This is a genomic window from Parasphingorhabdus litoris DSM 22379, assembly GCF_020906275.1.
Taxonomy (GTDB): Bacteria; Pseudomonadota; Alphaproteobacteria; order Sphingomonadales; family Sphingomonadaceae; genus Parasphingorhabdus; species Parasphingorhabdus litoris.
In genome coordinates this window covers 2,605,149-2,624,640 of record NZ_CP086727.1, presented here as the reverse complement: position 1 = coordinate 2,624,640, position 19,492 = coordinate 2,605,149, and the positions used below count along the sequence as shown (strand labels likewise).

The following is a 19,492-nucleotide window of genomic DNA, read 5'->3' as shown; positions in this document are numbered from 1 at the left end:
ATCATCGCACCCGTTATCATTGCGGCATGCTCATCACGCCGGCGCTGCTCTCATCCAGCTCTTGCGCGGTGCGCAGCAGCTTTGCCTGGGTTTCCCAGGCACGACTGGTTTCAATCATGTCGACCAGCGCCGCGGTCATGTTGACGTTGGATTCCTCCAGTGCGCCAGAAATGACTCTTGCATTGTCATCAACCGGAAGAACGCCGTCATTGGCAGCGCGGAACAAGGCGTCCGGCCCTTTTGAAATGGCGCTACCGGTCATGCTGACCAGCTTGATCCTGTCGAGTTCCTGCGGCTGCGTCGGGTCACCGCCTTGAGGGACAAAAAAGACGGTGCCGTCGGCCCCTATATCAACCCGTTCGGCGGGTGGCATGGTGATCGGGCCTCCAGCGCCCATGACCGGAAAACCATCGCCGGTGACCATGGCCCCGGACGCGGCGATGCGAAGGTCGCCGCGCCGCGAATAGGCTTCTTTGCCATCGGCGGCTTGCACCGCAATCATGGCATCGCCCTCCAAAGCAATATCCATGGAGCGGCCCGTTTGCGTAACGGAACCGCTGTTCATATCGGCCTGCATCGGCCGCTCAACGGCCATTGCGCGGCTGTCATGACCCGGACCATTCAGATACTGGGATTTCGCCGACACCATATCGGCTTTGAAACCCACAGTATTTGAATTCGCCATATTGTTAGCAATGGCCGTCTGGCGGTTCATCAGCGATTTCATCGCGTTGACACTGGTATATGCAAGCTTATCCATGGACTATTCCCGGGTTGATAAGGCCGTCAGGTTCTAGACCTGAAGGTTGATAACCGTCTGGCTGAGCGTATTGGCCGTTTCTATCGCCTGGGCATTGGCCTGAAAGTTACGCTGTGCTGCGATGAGCGACACCAGCTCTTCAGTGATATCCACATTGGCAAGTTCCAGAGAACCAGAACGCACCTGACCCAATGGACCATTAGCAGCTTGGTTGATCTGGGGCGGACCGGAATCACCAGTTGATTGCCAGTGCGCGTCACCAACCGGGCGCAGACCTTCAATGGCAGTGAAACTTGCCATAGCCATGGCACCGATATTGATCTGGTTGCCGTTTGAGAAGGTCGCGCTAACCACGCCTTCGCCATTTATGCCAATATTGGTCAGCAAGGCCGTTGGATCACCCGGATCGAATTCAGGCAAAATAAAGTCGAACATGTCGGCGATGTTATTTGATGTTGCCACGCCATTGGCATCGACTGGCAATAGCTGGGCTTTCGCACCTGTAGTGTCGACAACTTCGCGATCAACGTTGACGGAAAAGGCGCCATTACGGGTAAAGGTCAAATCCTGACGTGGGGGTTGTCCGCGGACGGAGAAAAACCCGTCACCAGCAATTGCCAAATCAAGCGTCTTTTCGGTCGCCTGCAAGGTGCCTTGCGTAAATTGTTGTGTGATGCCGGTCAGCCTTACACCTTGGCCAGCAACGGTTTTGGTTGTCTGTGTTGGTGCAGCAGCAAACAGATCGCCGAAGTTTGCTCGGCTTTTCTTGAAGCCGGTTGAGTTGGTATTGGCGACATTGTTTGAAATAACATTCAAGTCGGTTTGCGCAGCTTTCAAGCCACTGAGGGACGTAAAGAAAGACATTAATTCTTCTCCTGTTTTAAATCTGTCGGGGGCGGATGGTTCTATCCGATACGCAGAGCTTCTGCGGGCAATACATTGCCAATGGGGGTCACAAGAATGGGTGGTCCGCTGGCCTCGGATGTTTGGACCGAAGCCACGGGTACCCAAGTTGCGAGATCAGATATGGCACCACCATTTACGCGCACGCGCAGTCTTCCAAGGTCCTGCGGTTCACCGTTTGCGGTTTTGCTGTCAAAATTGAACTGAATGGGCCCGGCCTCTTGAGCGCCGAGCTCTGCGAACATAACGATTTCACCGGCTTCGTTGAGCAGATCAACGGAGAGATTCTCGGTGGCCTGCGTTAACTCAAATTCGCCGGTATATTCGCCGTTTTTGTTCGCTACAGCAAAGTTACCCGGAACCAAGATGGAATGACCGATCCATTCCTTAGCATCGGACAGGCGATTATCGCCCAGCATAGAGGCGATTTCGGTCAGCGATTGGTTCATCTCGGAAATGCCTGCTACGCTCGAAAACTGCGCCAGTTGGGCAACCATTGCCTGGTTGTCCAAGGGATCAAAAGGATCCTGAAATTTAAGCTGCGTTGTCATGAGACGCAGAAAGGAATCCTGACCCAAATTATTGTCACCCGTCGCATTTGCGGGCTGCGCAGCAGCGAGGCCGGCGATATTCGACGTTTTATTTTCAAAAACTTGTGGTGCAATTTCCATTATTGGTTCCTTACCGTTTCTAGAATGAGTGATTTTGCTGTTTGTAAAACTTGGACGTTGTTCTGATAGTTTCGAGCCGTCTCGAGCATGTCGATCAGCTCTGCTGTCTCATCGACAGCCGCTTCCCAGACATAACCTTCCTTGTCGGCTATCGGATTGGTGGGGTCGTACCTTTTTTGCGGTTCCGCGTCGGTTTGCACTACGCGCTCCACATCAACGGTCGCCATATTGTCTTCCATGACCGCGCGAAAAACCGGGCGCATTGCGCGATAGGCTTCGTCCTTGCTCGCATAGTCCGTGCGGGCACTGGCGAGATTGGAGGCGGTGGTGTTGAGCCGCACCATCTGGGCCGACATGGCCCGGCTGGCGACATCAAAAACATTCATACTTCCGCTCATCCTTATTCTCCTTTCAAGGCGCGTTTGATTGACGACACTTGCCCATTCAGGAAGGAAAGGGTGGTGCGATATTGAATGGCGTTCTCGGCGAAGAGCGTTTGTTCCACCGCAAGTTCAACGGTGTTGCCATCAAGCGATGGTTGCAGTGGCACGCGAAACCCGGTGTGATCGCTTGCGGCTTTCTCAACAGAGCTGCCATTTTGGGCTTGCTGCATCGCGCGATCGAAATCGAGATCCTTCGCCTTATATCCAGGCGTCGAAGCGTTTGCGATATTTGACGCAAGCATGTTCAAACGCTGCGAACGCAGTTTTAGCGCTCCACCGTTTAATGCAAGTACTTGATCCAAACTAGGCATCGAAATTCATTCCTGTCTTAACTGTCCGGCCAATCGACCGTAACTTTGGCATGAGAAACACCGGGATCGGTAATCTCGAGCAATTCATCGCAAAGGGCGTGCCAGTTTTGTAGCGATGACGAAAAACTGGCTGTTTTTGGGGGTTTCATGTCGGCAATAACGAAAAATCAACGCGGTCCCGGACGAGACCGGCAAAGTTTTGCCGGTTGCCGGAAAAATTTTGCCGCTTTGCCGCGGGTAGCGAACTGATGGAGATCATTCTCACCAGTCTGGGCCGCTTTTTTGACCCTCTTTTGTTTGTTCTGGTGCTTGGCAGCGTTCTGATCTTGGCCTGGATTCAAAATGGTCGGGATTCATTCTTGCTGGCTTTTGCAGCGCTTTTGAATAGCAGCAGAGATCCCTTTGCGGAGAGCGGAGAGAATGCCACTTTCATGTGCCGCCGCATTGATTTTGTCTTGCGGGAGAAAGGGTTTGTGGGATTGGAGCGGGTACGGAGCGAAGACAGTTTCGTAACCCGGGTGATCGCGCGATTGCTTAATTCCAAGGATGCGAAAGACTTTGAAGAATGGGCGCGCCTTGAAGAACATGCGGTTCATAAAAAGCAGACCGTAACCGCGACCTATTGGAATTCTGCTTCTGAAATAGCGCCTGCCATCGGCTTGATCGGAACGATCATCGGCCTGATCCAGCTCTTTGCAACTGGTATAGACCCTCTCAAAATGGGCCCAGCCATGAGTATCACGCTGTTGACCAGTCTTTACGGTTTGTTTGTCTCGCATATCATTGCATTTCCCATCTACGTGCGCCTGCAGGCCCGCGCGGATATATTGGAAGCTTATCGCGCTGCTGTTGTTCAGCACGCTATTGCCATTGCAAAACGGGAATTGCTTGTTCTTGGTCCGGTCCATTTTTCCCCGGCAAAGCCTTTAAAAGCAACGGGCTAATCTATGAATGCTGGTCGCACCACTTTGTCCTTTCTCGATCTCGCGCTAATGTTGCTCAGCGCCTTTGCCTATGCACATTTTGTAAACATTGCCGATCCTGAAGCACGCAAGAAACTGGCCGAAGCAATCGAACAGAAGTCGGCGGTTTTGGGTACATATGAATATGAGGTCACTGATTTCTTCAGCAACAGTAATGCCATGTTGACGACATTTGCGCGCGAGGAAATTGCGGAGATACTGGCCGTACAGCAAGATCAATCGCTCGCTATATATGTGCCCGCGGTGACTGAAACAGCTGATAGTCAGCGTTTGCGGCAATGGGAGAAAACAGCAGCCAGATCGGCAGCGATAGCCGATGCTTTTGAAAAAGCCGGGCAAGATGGGAAGATGATTGCATTGAAAATGCCTGACAAGCTGGTTTCCCAGACACAAGAGGGGCAGAAGATCAAACTGACCTTTCGTCCCCTGAAAAATGATCAATCAGATTGATGAAGCAATTATATTAGAAATTGGCATGAAACCTGCTTTGTTTTTCTCGAAACAAAAAGCGCACAGGAATTTATCATGCCCAATTATCGCTTCGCCATTCCGATATTGTCCATTTTTGCCATGGGCGCCACACCTGCCTTTGAAGATACAACTGATCTCGATCGACAGGTGGCCGTGCATCTTGGCGCCAATATCGGCGATGCTGGTGGTGCACGCGCGCCGATCGATACGAAATTGCGATTGAAACGTTGCCCCCGCTCCGTGCGATTATCGGATACAAACAACAATGCAGTGCTGGTTAGTTGTCCGGATCTGGGGTGGCGTATATTTGTACCGGTACGGCGCAGTCAGGCGGCGGCTTCGAGCCAGTCTGATCGTGCCAAAGAATTTGTCGTGCTAAGAAATCAGCCACTGACACTTGTTGTCAGACGTCCGAATTTCAGCATCAGCTATCGAGTGATAGCCCAAAAAAACGGGCGGGTCGGGGATTTTATTCCTGTCCGATCAAGCCGCAAATCAAAACTGCTTATGGCTCGCGTATCGAACACCGGCGAAGTTGAATTGGCCCAATAATTTATTTTCGATGAAGATATTAATTTTTTCACAACGCGCCGTAAATTGTTATGAAAGAAGTTGTGAGCGTTTTAATTCAGGAACAAAAAGTCAATAGGTTGAACCTGTTAAGGATGGAATGAAATGAAACCCGTAGAAAGCTACTCTGCCATTAATACGCGGCTGGATCGTCCTGTATTGCAAGAGGGCGCACCTAAGAAACTTGATACCGGTAAGGATGCTGGTGGAGCCGACAAAGCTCCGTCGATTATGACAACAGCTTCTATACTAGCTGCTCAAACACCCCCGTTTGACGAGCAGAAAGTATCGGAAATCCGGCAAAAAATTGCATCTGGTGTTTACAGCGTCGATACTGCTGCTCTGGCGCAAAAGATGCTCGACACCGGTGTCTTTGGAGTGGAATCGGATAAATGAAACAGATAGTGGAAACTTTTCGCATTTCTCAGGACATGTTGTTTTCTGCCCTTGAAGGGCATGACAGCGATGCGATTTTCCAGGCTAGCCAAAAATTGGGTCAGGCTGCGGCGCAGCTTGGTACTATTGATGCCGACGATATTGATCAAAGCCTTCAGCCCATGATTTCGGAAGCGGATGAATTGATGCAGGCATCTATCTATCGTCTGCGTTTCTTACGCGATCATAGTTCAACGCGCTTGCAGCTTTTGGCCGGGTTCCGTGAGAACCAAGCCAATACTTATTCCGGCTCTGCGCGCAGCCGATAGGGGCAGTCGTCTAAATCAGAATTATTGTTTTTCAGTACACCTGCGCAAGCCAGTTACCCTCGGCTTGCGCAGGTAAAAACATGTCTGCTCCATAACAATATCACCATAAGCACCCCATTCGATTTCTGGCATGATGATTGCTTATCTCCACAGCAGGAGATTTTTGATATCATCATGTCGAACATATCAGTCATTAATTCTAATCAGCGCCGTGATTTACCGGGCGTTATCGCACAATCTGCACAGCGGACAGGCGTTGATTTTCAGTATCTTGTTGCGCAAGCGCAGATTGAAAGCGGAATGCGTCCCGATGCCAAGGCATCGACGTCATCGGCCACCGGTCTTTATCAGTTTATCGAACAGACATGGCTGGGACTGGTAAAGGAAAAAGGCGGTAAATATGGTTTGGGATGGGCGCAAGGCGCTATTTCTCAAAGCAGTGGCGGGCATTTCACTATTGCCGATAAAGCCCAGAAATCCAACATTTTGGCGCTTAGAAACAATCCTGCACTCTCTGCTAACTTGGCTGGTGAATTCGCAAAGGATAATAGTCAGTATCTCGAACAGAAAACGGGACGCAAGCCAGAGTCCGTTGATCTCTATCTCGCGCATTTTCTCGGACCTAATGGTGCCGCAAAATTCCTGAATAGCATGGCTGCCAATCCGGATACGTCCGCTGCATCGCAATTTCCACAAGCGGCGCGGGCAAACCACAATATATTCTTCGATCGGGCTGGCCAGGCACGCAGCTTTGAGGCCATTCGTAATCGCTTTGAACGCAAACTGGCCGATGCCGCCGAACTGGTTGGTGGCGGCAATCGCTTGCCGGCACGCGGCAGTGTTTTGCCGCAGTCCGATAGTCCTGCGCGAACGGTGCAACCGGAAGATTATCTGAAGATAGCTCAAGCTCATATCAAAGACCAAAGCCACTCAAATAAACCGAAGCCATTTAGCGAGCCGGCGCGTGCTGCCTATCTGATGCTCGCCTCCCTGGGGATGTAACATATAATGAACCGACAAATTTTTTCGACAGACCAGATCGCCGGTCGCCTCAAATCAGGCCTGCTCCCATTGGCGACCCTGTTGCTGGTGATCTTCATGGTATTGCCGCTACCCACGATCCTCCTGGATATGGGTTTCATTACCAATATTATGATCTCGCTGGCGATACTGATGGTCGCCTTGAACGCCAGCAAGCCACTTGATTTTTCGAGCTTCCCCACGGTGCTGCTGTTCGCGACGCTGATGCGGCTCGGCCTTAATGTGGCATCGACACGGGTAGTGTTGGTGCAGGGGCATGAAGGCGGGGATTCAGCCGGACAGATTATCGAAGCCTTCGGCAGTCTCTTGCTCGGTGGCAATTATGTTGTCGGTATATTCGTGTTCTCGATCCTGATGATCATCAACCTGATCGTCATAACCAAAGGCGCTGGCCGAGTGTCTGAGGTATCTGCCCGTTTCACTCTGGATGCCTTGCCGGGTAAACAGATGGCGATTGATGCAGATTTGAATGCCGGACTAATCGCGCCCGAAGAAGCAAAGGCCCGGCGTTCCGAGGTGGCAACCGAAGCTGATTTCTATGGATCAATGGATGGTGCCTCGAAATTTGTAAAAGGTGATGCCGTGGCCGGGATACTGATCCTGGCGGTCAATATTATTGGCGGGATTGTGTTGGGCACCACAATGCACGATCTGCCTTTCGCGGAAGCGGCCAGTACATATTCTATGCTTGCCATCGGTGATGCCTTGGTTGCGCAGGTGCCGGCACTGATCCTGTCTATTGCAGCGGCAGCCATTGTCACCCGCGTTTCATCCAGCAAAAACCTGCCGGATCAGATTACATCGCAATTTGGATCCGGCGCAGCCTGGGTTCCGGTCGCAGTGATATTGACCATTTTGGGCATTTTGCCTGGCATGCCACATTTGATCATCCTCTCTGCAGCAGCGGCTGCCGGTGGTTTTGCTTTCTATCTGATCCGCAAACCAAAGCCGGTTGAAGCCGCACCAGAGCCGGTACAGGAGAAACAGCCAGAACAGATCGATTGGGAAGATGTCTCCGAGAAGGCCCGGCTGGGCATTGAAATTGGCTATGGGCTTGTTTCGATGGTTGAAGATCGCAAGGGCGCACCACTAATGAAGCGGATTACCGGGATCCGTCGCCAGATTTCCAAAGAACTGGGTTTTGTTGTCCCGCTGGTGCGGATCAAGGATGATCTCGAGCTTGAACCCAATAGCTACCGCATCATGATGGGCGGTATGGTTCTGGGCGAAGACACGGTCTGGCCCAATGATTTTCTCGCTTTGGATGATGGTCATGTGGACACGGTTATCGAGGGGCGACCCTGTCAGGATCCAACATTTGGCATGGACGCCTTGTGGATTGGAGCCGACAAAAAATCGCAAGCCATCGCCGAAGGCTATACTGTTGTAGATGCCCCGACTGTTGTCGCTACACATCTCAATGATGTCGTCCGCCGAAATGCAGCGCAATTGTTCAGCATGGACGAAGCGCAGAAACTGATCGACTTGCTGAAAGAAACGTCGCCGCAATTGGTTGACAGCCTGACACCGCAGCCCCTGTCGCTATTTTCTATCACCGCAATTTGTCGCGAGCTTTTGGCGGAGAAGGTGCCGGTCAAGGACTTTCAGCAGATTTGCCTGGCAATGTTGGAGGCGTCAAGCCTCCACAGTGAAACCGATCAGATGGTTGATGCTATCAGGCAGAAAATTGGCAATCTGATTGTGCAGACAATGGTTCCCGTAAACCTCCCTCTGCCAGTTGTAACTCTCGATGCAGAATTGGAAGGCCTGCTCGTCAAAGCTCTAAAGGTCGGAGAAGACGCTAGCTATCCCATAGAACCGCAGCTTGCCCAGCAACTCGTCGAGGCCGTGGATGAAACGGCACGAACCCTGCCCATGGAGGCGCGCAATATCGCGCTGATTACCTCGCCAATTGTGCGGCGACCTCTGGGTGCATTGCTGAAGAACCGTTTCCCGGATCTGACGGTGCTTTCCTACCAGGAACTGCCCGAGGACAAATCCATTGAAGTGCTAGCCAAAATCGGGGTTCCGCGATCATCGCGCGAAATACCCCAGGTCGCCGCAAACCCGACATTATAATCGAGTGGAATAATAATATGTTGCAACAACCAAAAAACAAAGCATCTCTGGCTTATGGCGCTATGCAGATTGATGAAAACAGGTTGGTCGAGGAGAACCAAAGCCTGGTCACCAAGATCGCCTGGCAGATTAAGTCATTTTCGCCCGATCAGATCGAAATCGAAGACCTGATCCAGATTGGATTGGTGGCGATGGTTGAGGCCGCTGCGAAATATGTCGATCAGGGCCATAATTTCAGTACCTATCTCTATGTGCGCGTCCGGGGCGCCATGATCGATTATCTGCGATCAACATGCAGCTTGAGACGAAGCTCGGTCGAATGGAACAAGAAGCTGCGCCGTATTAGCGAGCAGCTCGCACAAGAAAATGGTCGTGAGCCTAACGAAGTGGAGTTGGCCGAAGCTATGGGCATGGATCAGGCAGAGTTTCGCAAAAATGCCGACCGCGCAATCGATGTTCATCTTGATTCTCTGGATGAGGTTTACTGCGATTCCAGCGACTGGTTCTCCAACCAGGAAGATGATCAGCATCAGACGCTTGAGAAAAGCCAGATGGTTGATCTTTTGTCTGCAAATTTGAAGAAACTCAATGAACGCGAACAGCTAGTCCTAAACTGTTACTTCATCGAGGAGATGCAGTTGGATGAAATCGGCGCTGTTCTTGATGTTTCATCTGTTCGGGTCTGTCAGATTAAGAAGCGTGCTCTGGAAAAGCTTCAGGCTGCTATGAGTGAAAATTAAGGCGCCAGCTATTTGAGTTCCAAACGGACATATATTGCAGACAAAGAAAAAGCCTCCTCCCTGTTGGGGAAGAGGCTTTTCCGTTCCTATGAACCGGTTAATTACCGGATCAAGCTCAGAACCGACTGCTGAGACTGGTTAGCCTGAGCGAGCATGGCCGTTGAAGCCTGGCTCAGGATCTGGTTTTTGGCCAGTTCCGTGGTTTCAGCTGAGAAGTCTACATCCTGAATACGCGAACGTGATTCCGTGATGTTGGCAACCCGATCAGACAGGTTCGCTACGGTGGTCTGCAAACGGTTCTGCGAAGCACCCAAAGATGCCTGAGCCGTTGTAATCGTATCGAGAGCTGTATCAAGAGCAGTCAATGCCGCCGTTGCACCAGCTTCGGTGCTGATGTTCAGAGCGTTGACCGCCAAGGCTGTCGCGTCCACGTCCGTCAATGCAACAGAAACGGTCTGGCTGGCGTCACTGCCGGTCTGAATGTTGATCGATGCATTGGTACCATCCAGCAGCGCAACATCGTTGAACGTTGTACGTGTTGCAACATCGTTAACCTGAGCGATCAGGGCCGTAACCTCGGTTTGAAGGTTAGTACGATCGCCAGCAGAAAGCGTGCCGTTGGCCGATTGAACAGACAGTTCACGCATACGTTGCAACATGCTCGTAATTTCGTTCATGCCGCCTTCTGCGGTTTGAGCGAGCGAAATGCCATCATTGGCGTTACGAATTGCCATGTTCAGGCCGCGAACTTCAGAGGTCATGCGGGTAGCGATTGCGTTACCAGCGGCATCGTCAGATGCGGAGTTAATCCGGCGGCCGGTTGAAAGACGCTCGATAGATTTGGCGAGGCCCATTTCAGCTTGGTTAGAAGCATAGCTGGTACGCAGCGCCGTTACGTTAGTTCCAATTACAGTCATGGTGACATCCTTTTCACACTTAACATACTTGATTAATGTTGTGGGTCACCTCGTCTCCTGAAGCGGCCTCAGAGGAGTTAACGGTGGGCACCGGATAAATTAATGAAAAAAACTTGTCGGATATCCGACAGGGGTCTCTCAAATGTGTCTGCTTTCCGACAAAAATGTCGGAAAACCGACGGTTTCAGACAAAAAATACGGCGTTTTTCAGCCATTCCCCAAAACTGGCACGCGGATTGCGAAGTGTTGGATGAGCACATCAAAGGATCCCGTGCTCAGAGTAAAACGTGAGGGAATGTTATGATCAACAATGCAATTAAGTCTAGCCTGGTCTCTAGATTTCCAGAGCTTGTTGATATGCTTGCGAGTGTTGAGGATATCCACTCCAACCACACATTGTCATCTGCCGCTACGCAACTACCCCACATTGATGGCGCAGCAAAATCAGATGCTAATGGTGGTGCAAAAGATCCCGTCGTAATTTTTCGCGATGGCCCATTCCGTTTCGTTCCGGCTACCCTCAGCCAGCCTCCACGTATTGAATTTGGCGATGCTGACAGAGAATTTGGTCTGTCATGCATCATTGAATCCATGCGTGGGGGCAAAGGGCCGGCCTTTGCGGATCCCAAATCTATTGCCTTATATAAATATGCCGCTCGTGTGGCGAAGAGCGATGCCAATGTCATGATCACCGGCGAAACCGGTACCGGCAAAGAAGGCGTCGCACGATATATTCACGAAAATAGCACCCGCGCGGACAAACAACTGGTCACCGTGAACTGCGCGGCCATTACCGAAACGATGATCGAATCCATTTTGTTCGGTCACAAAAAGGGTGCCTTTACTGGGGCCTATGCCAATGCCGTCGGTTTGTTCAAGGAAGCTGATGGCGGTACGATTTTCCTCGACGAAATTACCGAGATGCCGCTGGAAAGTCAGTCCAAGTTGCTACGTGTATTGCAAGAGGGCGAAATTTTACCTGTTGGCGCTACCCGTCACGAGAAGATTGATGTTCGGATCATTTGCGCGGCCAACCGTAATTTTGAAGAAGAAGTCAAAGCAGGAAAATTCAGAGAAGATTTGTACTGGCGTTTGAACGTCATGCCAGTGGAACTGAAACCGCTCGCGGCTCGCCCCGCTGACATAGTGGCTATTTCCGCTTTCATGATGATGGACTTTCAGAAAGGCAGTGAAAAATTTGTTTCGCTTTCCCAGTGCTGCGTCGATCGGCTGAAGGCTCACCATTGGCCCGGTAACGTTCGTGAATTGGCCAACGTTCTGCAACGCGCCCTTGTGATGTGTGACGGAGACCGGATTGAAGCCAAGGATTTGATGTTCTCTGGTGAAAGCCTGTCTTCCCAACCCAAACAAGATGCGGTCCAGCCTGGCAGCTCCGCGCGGTTCGTTCGCGGCCGCGACCTGCATTCGATTTCGAAAAGCGTTGAATATGACGCGATTACAAAAACGCTGGAACAAACCAATGGCAACCGCCGCGAAGCTGCCAAAGAGCTTGGCATTTCCGAACGGACATTGCGCTATCGGATGGCCGATATGCGCGCGTTAGCGGCTTGAGCAGGAGATAGATCATGTCTTCCGTTAACATGAACAGCCTGATGGCCGCTCGTAATGCGATCCTGAACCGCAACAATGCCTTGCAGGATATCGCCAATAAACCAGCCGGATTGGCTGGTCCTGGTCAATTGGCGGAGCCGAGTAAAGCCGAAGGTCCCGCTGGATTTGCAGCACAGTTGACCGATGCCATTCAGGAAGTGAACCAACTTCAGGCCACCGCGAAACAAGCAACTGCTGCTTATCAAATGGGTGAAACCAATGACGTCGCAGCGGTTATGCTTTCCAAGCACAAGGCTTCGTTGGGCTTTGAATCCACCTTGCAGGTTCGGAACAAACTATTGTCTGCCTACAAAGACATCATGAACATGCAGGTATGATAGATGGCTGAGCAAACACCCTCTAATCAGACACTTACGCCTGTAGCGCCTACAGGTACCGGTGCATTTCCAATGAATGGGAACAGCGCCAATGCGGGTGGCATGATGGGCAGTATACAAAATTTCGCGCGGCAACCAGCAATCGCCCGTGCCATGCCGCTCATCATATTATCGGCTGTCCTGGTGGCAGCCTTGTCTGCATGGCTGATGTTACGCGAACCAGCGCAGCGGGATCTTTTTCGCGGACTGCCCGACAACGACAAAGCGGCTGTTATGCAGGCGTTGCAAAGTGCCAATATTGCTTATCAGGTTGATGATACCACTGGTGCTTTGATGGTCAGTAACGAAGACTATCACACCGCCAAAATCGAACTGGCAGGGCAGGGCCTGCCCCGCACTGCACCGAGCGGCGATACCGTTATGTCGAGTATGCCCATGGGCGCCAGCCGTGCCGTTGAATCAGAAAAATTGCGCACTGCTAGGGAAATGGATCTCGCGCGTTCAATAGAGGCGCTCGACAATGTCCTGTCGGCCCGTGTTCATCTGGCGGTCGAGCAACCGAGCATTTTTCTGCGTGACAGAAATGAACCGGCAGCGTCGGTGATATTGCAATTGGCGGGTTCGACCAAACTCGACGAACGTCAAACACAGGCCATATTGAATCTTGTGGCCAGTTCCGTTCCGGGCCTTTCCGCTGACAACGTATCTGTAATTGATCAAAATGGCAGATTATTGTCTCGCAGCGAAAATCCAGAATCTGACCAAAATGATGCCCAGCTTAAAATAAAGGCGGCGATCGAGGATCGTTATCGTCAGTCTTTGGCCAGCCTTTTGACGCCAATGGTCGGGCCTGGAAACTTTGTCGCTGAAGTTACAGCAGATGTGAATTTCGATGAAAAACAGGCTGCTAGCGAAATCTATCCCGCTGATGGTTCTGTATTGCGATCAGAAAAAGGCATGCGTTCGGAAGAACCCATTGGTGGTCCGCAGCTTGGCGGCATCCCTGGCGCTCTTGCAAACCGTCCCCCGGCTGCTGCCGAGTTTGAAGATCAGCCTGATGGCGAACAGGAAGAGGGTGCGGAAGAAACCGAACCCATGAAAACCAGCGAGGAATATCAGCGCAATTTTGAACTCGCTCGCGAAATCGCTGTAACCAATCAAGCCACCGGTCAGGTGTCCCGCCTTTCGGTTGCCGTCGCGATTGATGACAAGGCTTTGAAAGATGCCAAATCACCGAAAGAGATTCAGGAAATTGAAAAACTGGTGAAAGGCACGATCGGTTTCAATGCCGAGCGCGGAGACCAGATTGCGGTATCGGCCCGTCAGTTTCGCCCCGTTACGGAGAAGGAAGCGCAAGAGCCTTGGTATGAATCGCCTTGGTTCGCAATTATCGCCCGAAATGTGACAGCTCTTGTGGTTGCCCTGCTGATCATCTTCGTGATCGCCCGTCCGATATTGAAGCGGTGGTTGAATGCGGAGAAAGAGCTGAAGGCCAACGCAGCTACCAATAACACAGTGATAGGTGCGGATCTGACAGCGCAAAATGCAGGTTTACTCGATGCTGGACAACAAGCAAACAGCGCGGTTGGTGCTGGTGAAGCCGCCTTGCAGGCTCCTGGGCAAGCTCCTGGCGGGCCCATCACGGTGGACATGATTCAGGCCGCGCCAAGCTATCAGGAACGTGCCCTTCTCACCCAGAATTTTGTCAAACAGAATCCCGATCATGCGGCACTGGTTGTCAAAGAACTTTTGAAGGAAGCGGACGAGTTGGAGGAAGCTGATGGCTGAAGCCGCATCAAAAAACGCCGGAGGTTCGGATCAGAATGACGGCCAACTGGAACTGGTGACGGGCCGACAGACGGCCGCAATCCTGATGCTTCTGTTTGACGATAATGAAGCGGCAAAGATTCTGGAGCGGCTGGAGCCACAAGAAGTCGAGATGCTTGGTGAGGCCATGATCAGCGTGGCCGATGTCGATGCAATACAGATTGACGGTTCATTGGAGCGCTTCCTGCAACTCACCAAGAACCAGACGATGCTGGCCTATAAGTCTGATGAAAAGGTGGGGCGGGTATTTCGTCAGGCGCTCGGCACATCGCGCGCTGAAACGATGATGAACCGCTTTGCACCCAAAAGGCCAAGCAATATCGCTGAAATCTTGAAATGGATCCCGGTCAAGGATCTGGCCGAACTGGTGTCGAATGAACCGCCGCAGATCTCGGCGGTGCTGATATCCTTCATGACCCCCGAAGTGGCGGCAGAAATGTTGCAACTGTTACCGCAGGGCTTGCAAGAAGAGCTGGTTTATCGCGTGGCAACATTGGGACCGGTTAGCGCTCATGCGCTGGCACAAATCCACGCTTTGCTGGAAGATAATGGGCCATCGGCCGAAGAGATTGCACCGCCCATGGAAATTGGCGGCGTGATGGATACTGCATCGATCATCAACAGCCTGCCGAAACAGCTCAGCCAGGCGGTTCTTAAAGGCGTAACCAAACGGGATCGCAAGATCGGCAAACAAATCGAAGATGAAATGTTCGTATTCGCCGATCTGATGAACCTGTCGAGCAAGGATATTGGTACAGTGGTCCGCAAAGTCGATACGGCAATATTGGTACCGGCACTGCGCGGCGCATCCGCCGAGCTCAAAGAAAAAATGTTCGCTGCTATGTCACAGCGTGCCGCTGAAACCATTCAGGACGAGATTGACGAAGCACCGCCGCAGCCGATGGAAGCTGTGATCAATGCCCAGAAAGGCGTCATTGCCATTGCCAAAGTGATGCTGGACAATGGTGAAATCAGCATGTCCGGCGGTGGTGCCGACTATGTCTGATCTGCATTCCGAACATAATCTGCACGGCGATGATGTCGTTCCACTTTGGCGTATGCCAATGGAGCAGAAGGAGTTTTCGGCTTGGTCTGGCCAGCTGACAAGTGGCACTTCTGCAGCGGCTGACGGTCAATTTCATGGCCTCGGCAATACGGATTCCACTCCCGATATTTCCGGTTCCGACAGCCAGGAAGACGATATTTTTGAAGCTGCCTATCGCAAGGGGTGGGAAGACGGTCAGGCTGCGATGACGGCCGAAAAAGAAGCGAATGATCAGGCTGCTGCCAATCTGGCAGATGCCATTCGCTATTTGAATGACCTTCAATCCACTGGAAGTTTCTCTTTAATTTTGAACGCCATAGAATCATTATTTCGCCGCTGTTCTGAATTAGCAGTTCCCGATCCTGTATTGTTGCAGGCTTGGGCTACGCAATTGGCAGATAAAATTGATCAGGATCAGAAAGGCGCAAGCTTGGTCCTGCATCCCGATGACATGGCATTGATTGATCAAGATTTGTGCAAAATCCACTTGCGTGCCGACGCATCGATGTTGCGCGGAAATCTGAAGCTAAGTCATGCAGGAGGCTGGATCGAAAAAGGGTCCGAAGTTGTGCTGGATGAACTGCGTGGGCTAATCGACGAATTTAGTGCCCAGCAACCGGATGCTAACCATGAGTGATCCATCGAAAACCTTTGTCAGTGATCGCAATAGCGGGAAGGGCATTCAAGGCCTGCTGTCGCGGATCGAGCATATCAGCAATGAACCGCGTCAAGTCGGTAAGTTGTCGGCGCATGATAATGGCATGTTGGAAGTCACTGGCTTTGCTTATCCGCTGGGATATTCAGGCAGGGTAATTGCCACTGATGGCCGGGAAATTAGTGCCGAAGTCGTTGGCTTCAAGGGATCACGAGCGTTGATGATTCCGATGGTACAGGATGCGCCGCTAAAAAGCGGAAGCCGCGTATTGCCCTACGTGAAATCGAATGAGGCGGCTGTTGGTGATGCACTATTTGGCCGCATTATCGGCCCAATGGGGGATCCCATTGACGGTAAGGGACCGATACTCGCAACCGAAAGCGTGCCATTGTTGGGCATGGAAGGCAATGTGATGCGCAGGGCGAGCGTTACGACACCCATTGATATGGGGATAAGGGCGCTCAATGGCCTTTTGACTATCGGCCGGGGTCAGCGCCTTGCGATCATTGCCGGATCCGGGGTTGGCAAATCGATGCTGATCAACCAGATTTTGGATGGCGTGGTCGCGGATGTGGTTGTCGTTGGTCTTATTGGTGAACGCGGCCGCGAGGTGAATGATTTCGTTACGCGCCGCAATGAGAAAAAGGACGCAGTCCCAACCATTACAGTTGCGGTGCCTGCTGATCATTCCCCCTCGTCCCGTTTGAAGGCGGCGCACCGGGCAACGGCAATAGCCGAACATTATCGCTCGGAAGGCAAATCGGTTGTGCTGGTTATCGACAGCCTGACCCGCGTTGCCCATGCCCAACGCGAAATCGGGCTTGCAGCGGGAGAGCCACCGACCATGAAAGGCTATCCGCCTTCCGCCTTGTCCATGATCCCGCGGCTCATTGAACGGGCAGGCAATGACAGTGAGACAGGTGGCTCGATTACCGCGATATATACGGTTCTCGCGGATGGTGATGATCTTGATGATCCCGTGGTCGACAACGCTCGTGCCATTGCCGATGGTCATATCATTTTGTCCAGATCCTTGGCGGAACAGGGGATATTCCCTGCTATTGATGTCGGTAAATCGATCAGCCGGGTCGCGGTCGATATTATCGATGAAGATCATCACATAGCGCAAACGCACTTTCGCAGGCTTTGGTCCATCTATGAGGAGAATCGCGATCTGGTGCTGATGGGGGCGTATCAAGCCGGGAGTGATCCCGATATCGACGAAGCTTTGGCGCAATGGCCGATCATGGTCGAGTATCTCAAGCAAAAGCCACGTGAACTGGTCAATCTGCAACAAAGCATCAGTGATCTGTCCGGCCTGTTTCAGTCATGAAACGCAAAGTGAAGGGGTTGCAGCGTATCTTGAAGGTGCGGGATACCCAGAAGAAACTGAAGGAAAGCGCGCTTGCAAAGGCTGGCAATCAGTGCGCGATCCTCGAACAGAATGCCAGCCGGATAAGAAATCTGCAGAACGAGACATTATCCGGTGTCGAGGCGATCGACGCAGATATGTTGTCCGCCAGAATGGAGCTTTCAGAACGTCTTGTTGATGCGGAGCGATCGATTGAGGCGTCCATGGAAACCGCCCGGCAAGACTTTGCCCATGCAGAGCGGCAAAACCTTGCCGCCCGGACGACCTATGAGGGGACTGAAAAGCTCCTCAACTCCAACCTGCAAAAAGCCCGGAAATCGGAGAATTTCAAGAACGATATCCGGCATAACATATTGTATAATATAGGTAATAATAAAAAGAAGGATCGTCGCGATGATTGGTAAGATCATGTCAGAGGCCGCTCATTCCATAATTGGCATGCTTTCTGCAAAGCCAGTGAGCATGGAAACAAAAACTGCAAATCTTGAGTTCAGCTCCCTTCTGTTGCCAGGTGAAGACCCGGTGCGTTCGGCGCCTGATGGTGCCGATGCAGAGACTGCGGAAGACAAAAGCGACGAACAGTTTTTGGAGCAGCTTGTTGGCGGCGACGATCTGCCGGTTTTGCGCGCCAACGAACGAGAATTCTTCAAGACGGCGGCAACGAATTTTGCTGCCGATCAAAGTGAAGGCGATAGCAATTTGCCCACTGATCCTCTGACATCAATGCCTTCGACTGCAGAGATAGGGCGCTTCCATTCGGTTACATTATCAAAAACAGATATGTTCGCGAATATTGGGCCGGTCGAAGCCAGCATTGATGTAGCCGAAACCGCGCTTGAAAACCCGAAGCAGAAATCAGCAGATGCTGCGAACATCGCTTCCATTCCTTTGACTTTTGTTGATGGTGTGTTGGCTGACCGTGATGTTTCGAAGACTGTTGATGGTCATAAAGCGCCCGCGTCTGCGGAGAAGCAATCGCCATTGACGCCAAATTCAACTGTTGCGGGAAATCTGAATCCATCGTCGGTTGAAAACCAAGCAACAGTCGAGAGCAAAGCCTCGGCTGCTCTTAAACCTCTAGTCGAAGGCAAGCCGCTGGCAGACAGCAATGCTGTTTCGGATAATAGTGCAAAGATTGATCTCGCGCGATCTTCGACAAACGCCACGAGCGGCCCACACTCAGATATCAATTTGCCCAAGCAAAACTCGGTGGAAACCATCGCTACAAAGTCTGTTCTTGATTCCGGTGTGCCTAACCAATCCAAAACCATCGGTCTGAGTAAGAAAATACAGTCAGGTACTGCGCCTGATCAAACCATTACAGAAGTGCTTGATCTCCCGACGGCCAGCAAGGCCAAGGTTGAAGATGTCATTTCTCGGCAGATTTCAAAATCCCAGGCTGATGACATGGCTCTCACTAATGACAAGCCGATTAAGCTCGAAACCAAACCTTCTTTCGCCGAAATGGACAGCCGCCCCGCAGCCAGTCATCTGGAAAGAAGCATTGAGTTATCAGCGCCCGTCCAATCACCCTCGGTAAGCGGTGCAACCAATGGCATGCAGAAGGTCGTGAATTTTGATTGGAATGCGCCGCTATTTGCCGAGCGTTTTGCCTCCGAACTAAGTGATCTGACAGCCACAGGCGATCTCAAGAAATTCGAGATTAATCCCAGGAATATGGGTCGTTTGGAAGTGTCTTTTGCGGCAAGAGGTGGCGCTGAAATACTTCAGATTGAAGCTGAAAGTGAAGCAGCGCGTGAAGTGATTATGCAGCATAGTCAGGCAATCCAGGACATGTTGAAAGCGCAAGGTCGATCCGATGTTACCCTGCGCGTAGACGTTCGGGATAATATGCTCGCTTCATCCGGTAACGACAGCATGAATTTTGCGCAGCAAGACCGCAGCGACACCCAGGAAGAACGTTCCAATCCAACACAACATTACGGACAAACCGCACCCCTAGAAGGTCCGGTCGATCCACAGATGCCGACCGACAATAGTCGCTACGCCTGAGCATGAACCACACAGCCCATAACGCTTAAAATTTCAGA

23 protein-coding genes are annotated in these 19,492 nt (G+C 51.7%); 16 read left to right on the top strand and 7 right to left on the bottom strand.

The window, feature by feature from the left end; all coding sequences use genetic code 11:
* Positions 1-16: 16 nt before the first annotated feature.
* From BS29_RS12770 to BS29_RS17480, 6 genes are read right to left on the bottom strand one after another with little or no spacing between them, the layout of a single operon-like run.
* Positions 17-760: a flagellar basal body rod protein FlgF gene (locus BS29_RS12770; RefSeq protein WP_229954019.1), complete on the bottom strand. Its 744-nt coding sequence runs from the start codon at positions 758-760 to the stop codon at positions 17-19.
* 33 nt (positions 761-793) lie between these two features.
* A complete protein-coding gene (locus tag BS29_RS12765) occupies positions 794-1,624 on the bottom strand; it encodes a flagellar hook-basal body complex protein (RefSeq protein WP_229954018.1) in 831 nt (276 codons plus the stop codon).
* A 41-nt stretch (positions 1,625-1,665) separates the two neighbouring features.
* Complete coding sequence (locus BS29_RS12760) at positions 1,666-2,334, bottom strand: flagellar hook assembly protein FlgD (RefSeq protein ID WP_229954017.1); 669 nt, start codon at positions 2,332-2,334, stop codon at positions 1,666-1,668.
* On the bottom strand, positions 2,334-2,720 hold the full coding sequence (flgC, locus tag BS29_RS12755; protein WP_407673786.1) for a flagellar basal body rod protein FlgC: 387 nt from the start codon (positions 2,718-2,720) through the stop codon (positions 2,334-2,336). Before flgC ends, BS29_RS12760 begins: the two co-directional genes overlap by 1 nt.
* A 14-nt stretch (positions 2,721-2,734) precedes the next feature.
* On the bottom strand, positions 2,735-3,088 hold the full coding sequence (gene flgB / locus BS29_RS12750) for a flagellar basal body rod protein FlgB (RefSeq protein ID WP_229954015.1): 354 nt from the start codon (positions 3,086-3,088) through the stop codon (positions 2,735-2,737).
* Positions 3,089-3,105: 17 nt separating this feature from the next.
* Positions 3,106-3,237: a hypothetical protein gene (locus BS29_RS17480; protein ID WP_268255394.1), complete on the bottom strand. Its 132-nt coding sequence runs from the start codon at positions 3,235-3,237 to the stop codon at positions 3,106-3,108.
* A 57-nt stretch (positions 3,238-3,294) separates the two neighbouring features.
* On the opposite strand from BS29_RS17480, the gene BS29_RS12745 reads away from it, so the two are divergent.
* The 8 genes from BS29_RS12745 (at position 3,295) to BS29_RS12710 (ending at position 9,676) form a co-directional block, all read left to right on the top strand.
* Entirely contained in the window at positions 3,295-4,032 is a 738-nt protein-coding gene (locus tag BS29_RS12745) for a MotA/TolQ/ExbB proton channel family protein (RefSeq protein WP_229954014.1), read from the top strand.
* A gap of 3 nt (positions 4,033-4,035) precedes the next feature.
* Entirely contained in the window at positions 4,036-4,521 is a 486-nt protein-coding gene (locus tag BS29_RS12740; protein WP_229954013.1) for a hypothetical protein, read from the top strand.
* A gap of 75 nt (positions 4,522-4,596) precedes the next feature.
* Entirely contained in the window at positions 4,597-5,094 is a 498-nt protein-coding gene (locus tag BS29_RS12735) for a flagella basal body P-ring formation protein FlgA (protein WP_229954012.1), read from the top strand.
* 123 nt (positions 5,095-5,217) lie between these two features.
* Positions 5,218-5,508 carry a flagellar biosynthesis anti-sigma factor FlgM gene (gene flgM, locus BS29_RS12730; RefSeq protein ID WP_229954011.1) on the top strand — a complete coding sequence of 97 codons (291 nt, stop codon included), beginning with the start codon at positions 5,218-5,220 and terminating at the stop codon, positions 5,506-5,508.
* Positions 5,505-5,816, top strand: a complete 312-nt coding sequence (locus BS29_RS12725; protein WP_229954010.1) for a hypothetical protein — start codon at positions 5,505-5,507, stop codon at positions 5,814-5,816. The genes flgM and BS29_RS12725 overlap by 4 nt, the downstream gene beginning before the upstream one ends.
* Positions 5,817-5,990: 174 nt before the next feature.
* Entirely contained in the window at positions 5,991-6,818 is an 828-nt protein-coding gene (locus BS29_RS12720; protein WP_229954009.1) for a transglycosylase SLT domain-containing protein, read from the top strand.
* A 6-nt stretch (positions 6,819-6,824) separates the two neighbouring features.
* Positions 6,825-8,936 (top strand): flagellar biosynthesis protein FlhA, encoded by a 2,112-nt coding sequence (flhA, locus tag BS29_RS12715; protein ID WP_229954008.1) that lies wholly within the window; start codon positions 6,825-6,827, stop codon positions 8,934-8,936.
* 17 nt (positions 8,937-8,953) lie between these two features.
* Positions 8,954-9,676: a sigma-70 family RNA polymerase sigma factor gene (locus BS29_RS12710; RefSeq protein ID WP_229954007.1), complete on the top strand. Its 723-nt coding sequence runs from the start codon at positions 8,954-8,956 to the stop codon at positions 9,674-9,676.
* Positions 9,677-9,777: 101 nt separating this feature from the next.
* Here the strand turns inward: BS29_RS12710 and BS29_RS12705 are convergent, their stop codons facing one another.
* The gene (locus BS29_RS12705) at positions 9,778-10,593 is read right to left on the bottom strand and encodes a flagellin N-terminal helical domain-containing protein (protein WP_229954006.1); all 816 of its coding nucleotides are present in this window, start codon (positions 10,591-10,593) and stop codon (positions 9,778-9,780) included.
* A 300-nt stretch (positions 10,594-10,893) separates the two neighbouring features.
* On the opposite strand from BS29_RS12705, the gene BS29_RS12700 reads away from it, so the two are divergent.
* From BS29_RS12700 to BS29_RS12665, 8 genes are read left to right on the top strand one after another with little or no spacing between them, the layout of a single operon-like run.
* Positions 10,894-12,165 (top strand): sigma-54 interaction domain-containing protein, encoded by a 1,272-nt coding sequence (locus BS29_RS12700; RefSeq protein ID WP_229954005.1) that lies wholly within the window; start codon positions 10,894-10,896, stop codon positions 12,163-12,165.
* Between the two features lie 14 nt (positions 12,166-12,179).
* Positions 12,180-12,542, top strand: coding sequence for a flagellar hook-basal body complex protein FliE (gene fliE, locus BS29_RS12695; RefSeq protein WP_229954004.1), 363 nt, complete (start codon positions 12,180-12,182; stop codon positions 12,540-12,542).
* 3 nt (positions 12,543-12,545) lie between these two features.
* Positions 12,546-14,330, top strand: a complete 1,785-nt coding sequence (gene fliF / locus BS29_RS12690; protein WP_229954003.1) for a flagellar basal-body MS-ring/collar protein FliF — start codon at positions 12,546-12,548, stop codon at positions 14,328-14,330.
* The gene (locus BS29_RS12685; protein WP_229954002.1) at positions 14,323-15,375 is read left to right on the top strand and encodes a flagellar motor switch protein FliG; all 1,053 of its coding nucleotides are present in this window, start codon (positions 14,323-14,325) and stop codon (positions 15,373-15,375) included. The genes fliF and BS29_RS12685 overlap by 8 nt, the downstream gene beginning before the upstream one ends.
* Complete coding sequence (locus BS29_RS12680) at positions 15,368-16,051, top strand: FliH/SctL family protein (protein ID WP_229954001.1); 684 nt, start codon at positions 15,368-15,370, stop codon at positions 16,049-16,051. The genes BS29_RS12685 and BS29_RS12680 overlap by 8 nt, the downstream gene beginning before the upstream one ends.
* The gene (locus tag BS29_RS12675) at positions 16,044-17,402 is read left to right on the top strand and encodes a FliI/YscN family ATPase (RefSeq protein WP_229954000.1); all 1,359 of its coding nucleotides are present in this window, start codon (positions 16,044-16,046) and stop codon (positions 17,400-17,402) included. The genes BS29_RS12680 and BS29_RS12675 overlap by 8 nt, the downstream gene beginning before the upstream one ends.
* A complete protein-coding gene (locus BS29_RS12670; protein WP_229953999.1) occupies positions 17,399-17,845 on the top strand; it encodes a hypothetical protein in 447 nt (148 codons plus the stop codon). The genes BS29_RS12675 and BS29_RS12670 overlap by 4 nt, the downstream gene beginning before the upstream one ends.
* Entirely contained in the window at positions 17,835-19,454 is a 1,620-nt protein-coding gene (locus BS29_RS12665; RefSeq protein WP_229953998.1) for a flagellar hook-length control protein FliK, read from the top strand. Before BS29_RS12670 ends, BS29_RS12665 begins: the two co-directional genes overlap by 11 nt.
* The last annotated feature ends 38 nt before the right edge of the window (positions 19,455-19,492 follow it).

Bases quoted from the DNA above. Each gene is read 5' to 3' on its own strand.
- BS29_RS12770 (WP_229954019.1), bottom strand. From the start codon at position 760: ATGGATAAGCTTGCATATACCAGTGTCAACGCGATGAAATCGCTGATG.
- BS29_RS12765 (WP_229954018.1), bottom strand. From the start codon at position 1,624: ATGTCTTTCTTTACGTCCCTCAGTGGCTTGAAAGCTGCGCAAACCGAC.
- BS29_RS12760 (WP_229954017.1), bottom strand. From the start codon at position 2,334: ATGGAAATTGCACCACAAGTTTTTGAAAATAAAACGTCGAATATCGCC.
- flgC (WP_407673786.1), bottom strand. From the start codon at position 2,720: ATGAATGTTTTTGATGTCGCCAGCCGGGCCATGTCGGCCCAGATGGTG.
- flgB (WP_229954015.1), bottom strand. From the start codon at position 3,088: ATGCCTAGTTTGGATCAAGTACTTGCATTAAACGGTGGAGCGCTAAAA.
- BS29_RS17480 (WP_268255394.1), bottom strand. From the start codon at position 3,237: ATGAAACCCCCAAAAACAGCCAGTTTTTCGTCATCGCTACAAAACTGG.
- BS29_RS12740 (WP_229954013.1), top strand. From the start codon at position 4,036: ATGAATGCTGGTCGCACCACTTTGTCCTTTCTCGATCTCGCGCTAATG.
- BS29_RS12735 (WP_229954012.1), top strand. From the start codon at position 4,597: ATGCCCAATTATCGCTTCGCCATTCCGATATTGTCCATTTTTGCCATG.
- flgM (WP_229954011.1), top strand. From the start codon at position 5,218: ATGAAACCCGTAGAAAGCTACTCTGCCATTAATACGCGGCTGGATCGT.
- BS29_RS12725 (WP_229954010.1), top strand. From the start codon at position 5,505: ATGAAACAGATAGTGGAAACTTTTCGCATTTCTCAGGACATGTTGTTT.
- BS29_RS12720 (WP_229954009.1), top strand. From the start codon at position 5,991: ATGTCGAACATATCAGTCATTAATTCTAATCAGCGCCGTGATTTACCG.
- flhA (WP_229954008.1), top strand. From the start codon at position 6,825: ATGAACCGACAAATTTTTTCGACAGACCAGATCGCCGGTCGCCTCAAA.
- BS29_RS12710 (WP_229954007.1), top strand. From the start codon at position 8,954: ATGTTGCAACAACCAAAAAACAAAGCATCTCTGGCTTATGGCGCTATG.
- BS29_RS12705 (WP_229954006.1), bottom strand. From the start codon at position 10,593: ATGACTGTAATTGGAACTAACGTAACGGCGCTGCGTACCAGCTATGCT.
- BS29_RS12700 (WP_229954005.1), top strand. From the start codon at position 10,894: ATGATCAACAATGCAATTAAGTCTAGCCTGGTCTCTAGATTTCCAGAG.
- fliE (WP_229954004.1), top strand. From the start codon at position 12,180: ATGTCTTCCGTTAACATGAACAGCCTGATGGCCGCTCGTAATGCGATC.
- fliF (WP_229954003.1), top strand. From the start codon at position 12,546: ATGGCTGAGCAAACACCCTCTAATCAGACACTTACGCCTGTAGCGCCT.
- BS29_RS12685 (WP_229954002.1), top strand. From the start codon at position 14,323: ATGGCTGAAGCCGCATCAAAAAACGCCGGAGGTTCGGATCAGAATGAC.
- BS29_RS12680 (WP_229954001.1), top strand. From the start codon at position 15,368: ATGTCTGATCTGCATTCCGAACATAATCTGCACGGCGATGATGTCGTT.
- BS29_RS12675 (WP_229954000.1), top strand. From the start codon at position 16,044: ATGAGTGATCCATCGAAAACCTTTGTCAGTGATCGCAATAGCGGGAAG.
- BS29_RS12670 (WP_229953999.1), top strand. From the start codon at position 17,399: ATGAAACGCAAAGTGAAGGGGTTGCAGCGTATCTTGAAGGTGCGGGAT.
- BS29_RS12665 (WP_229953998.1), top strand. From the start codon at position 17,835: ATGATTGGTAAGATCATGTCAGAGGCCGCTCATTCCATAATTGGCATG.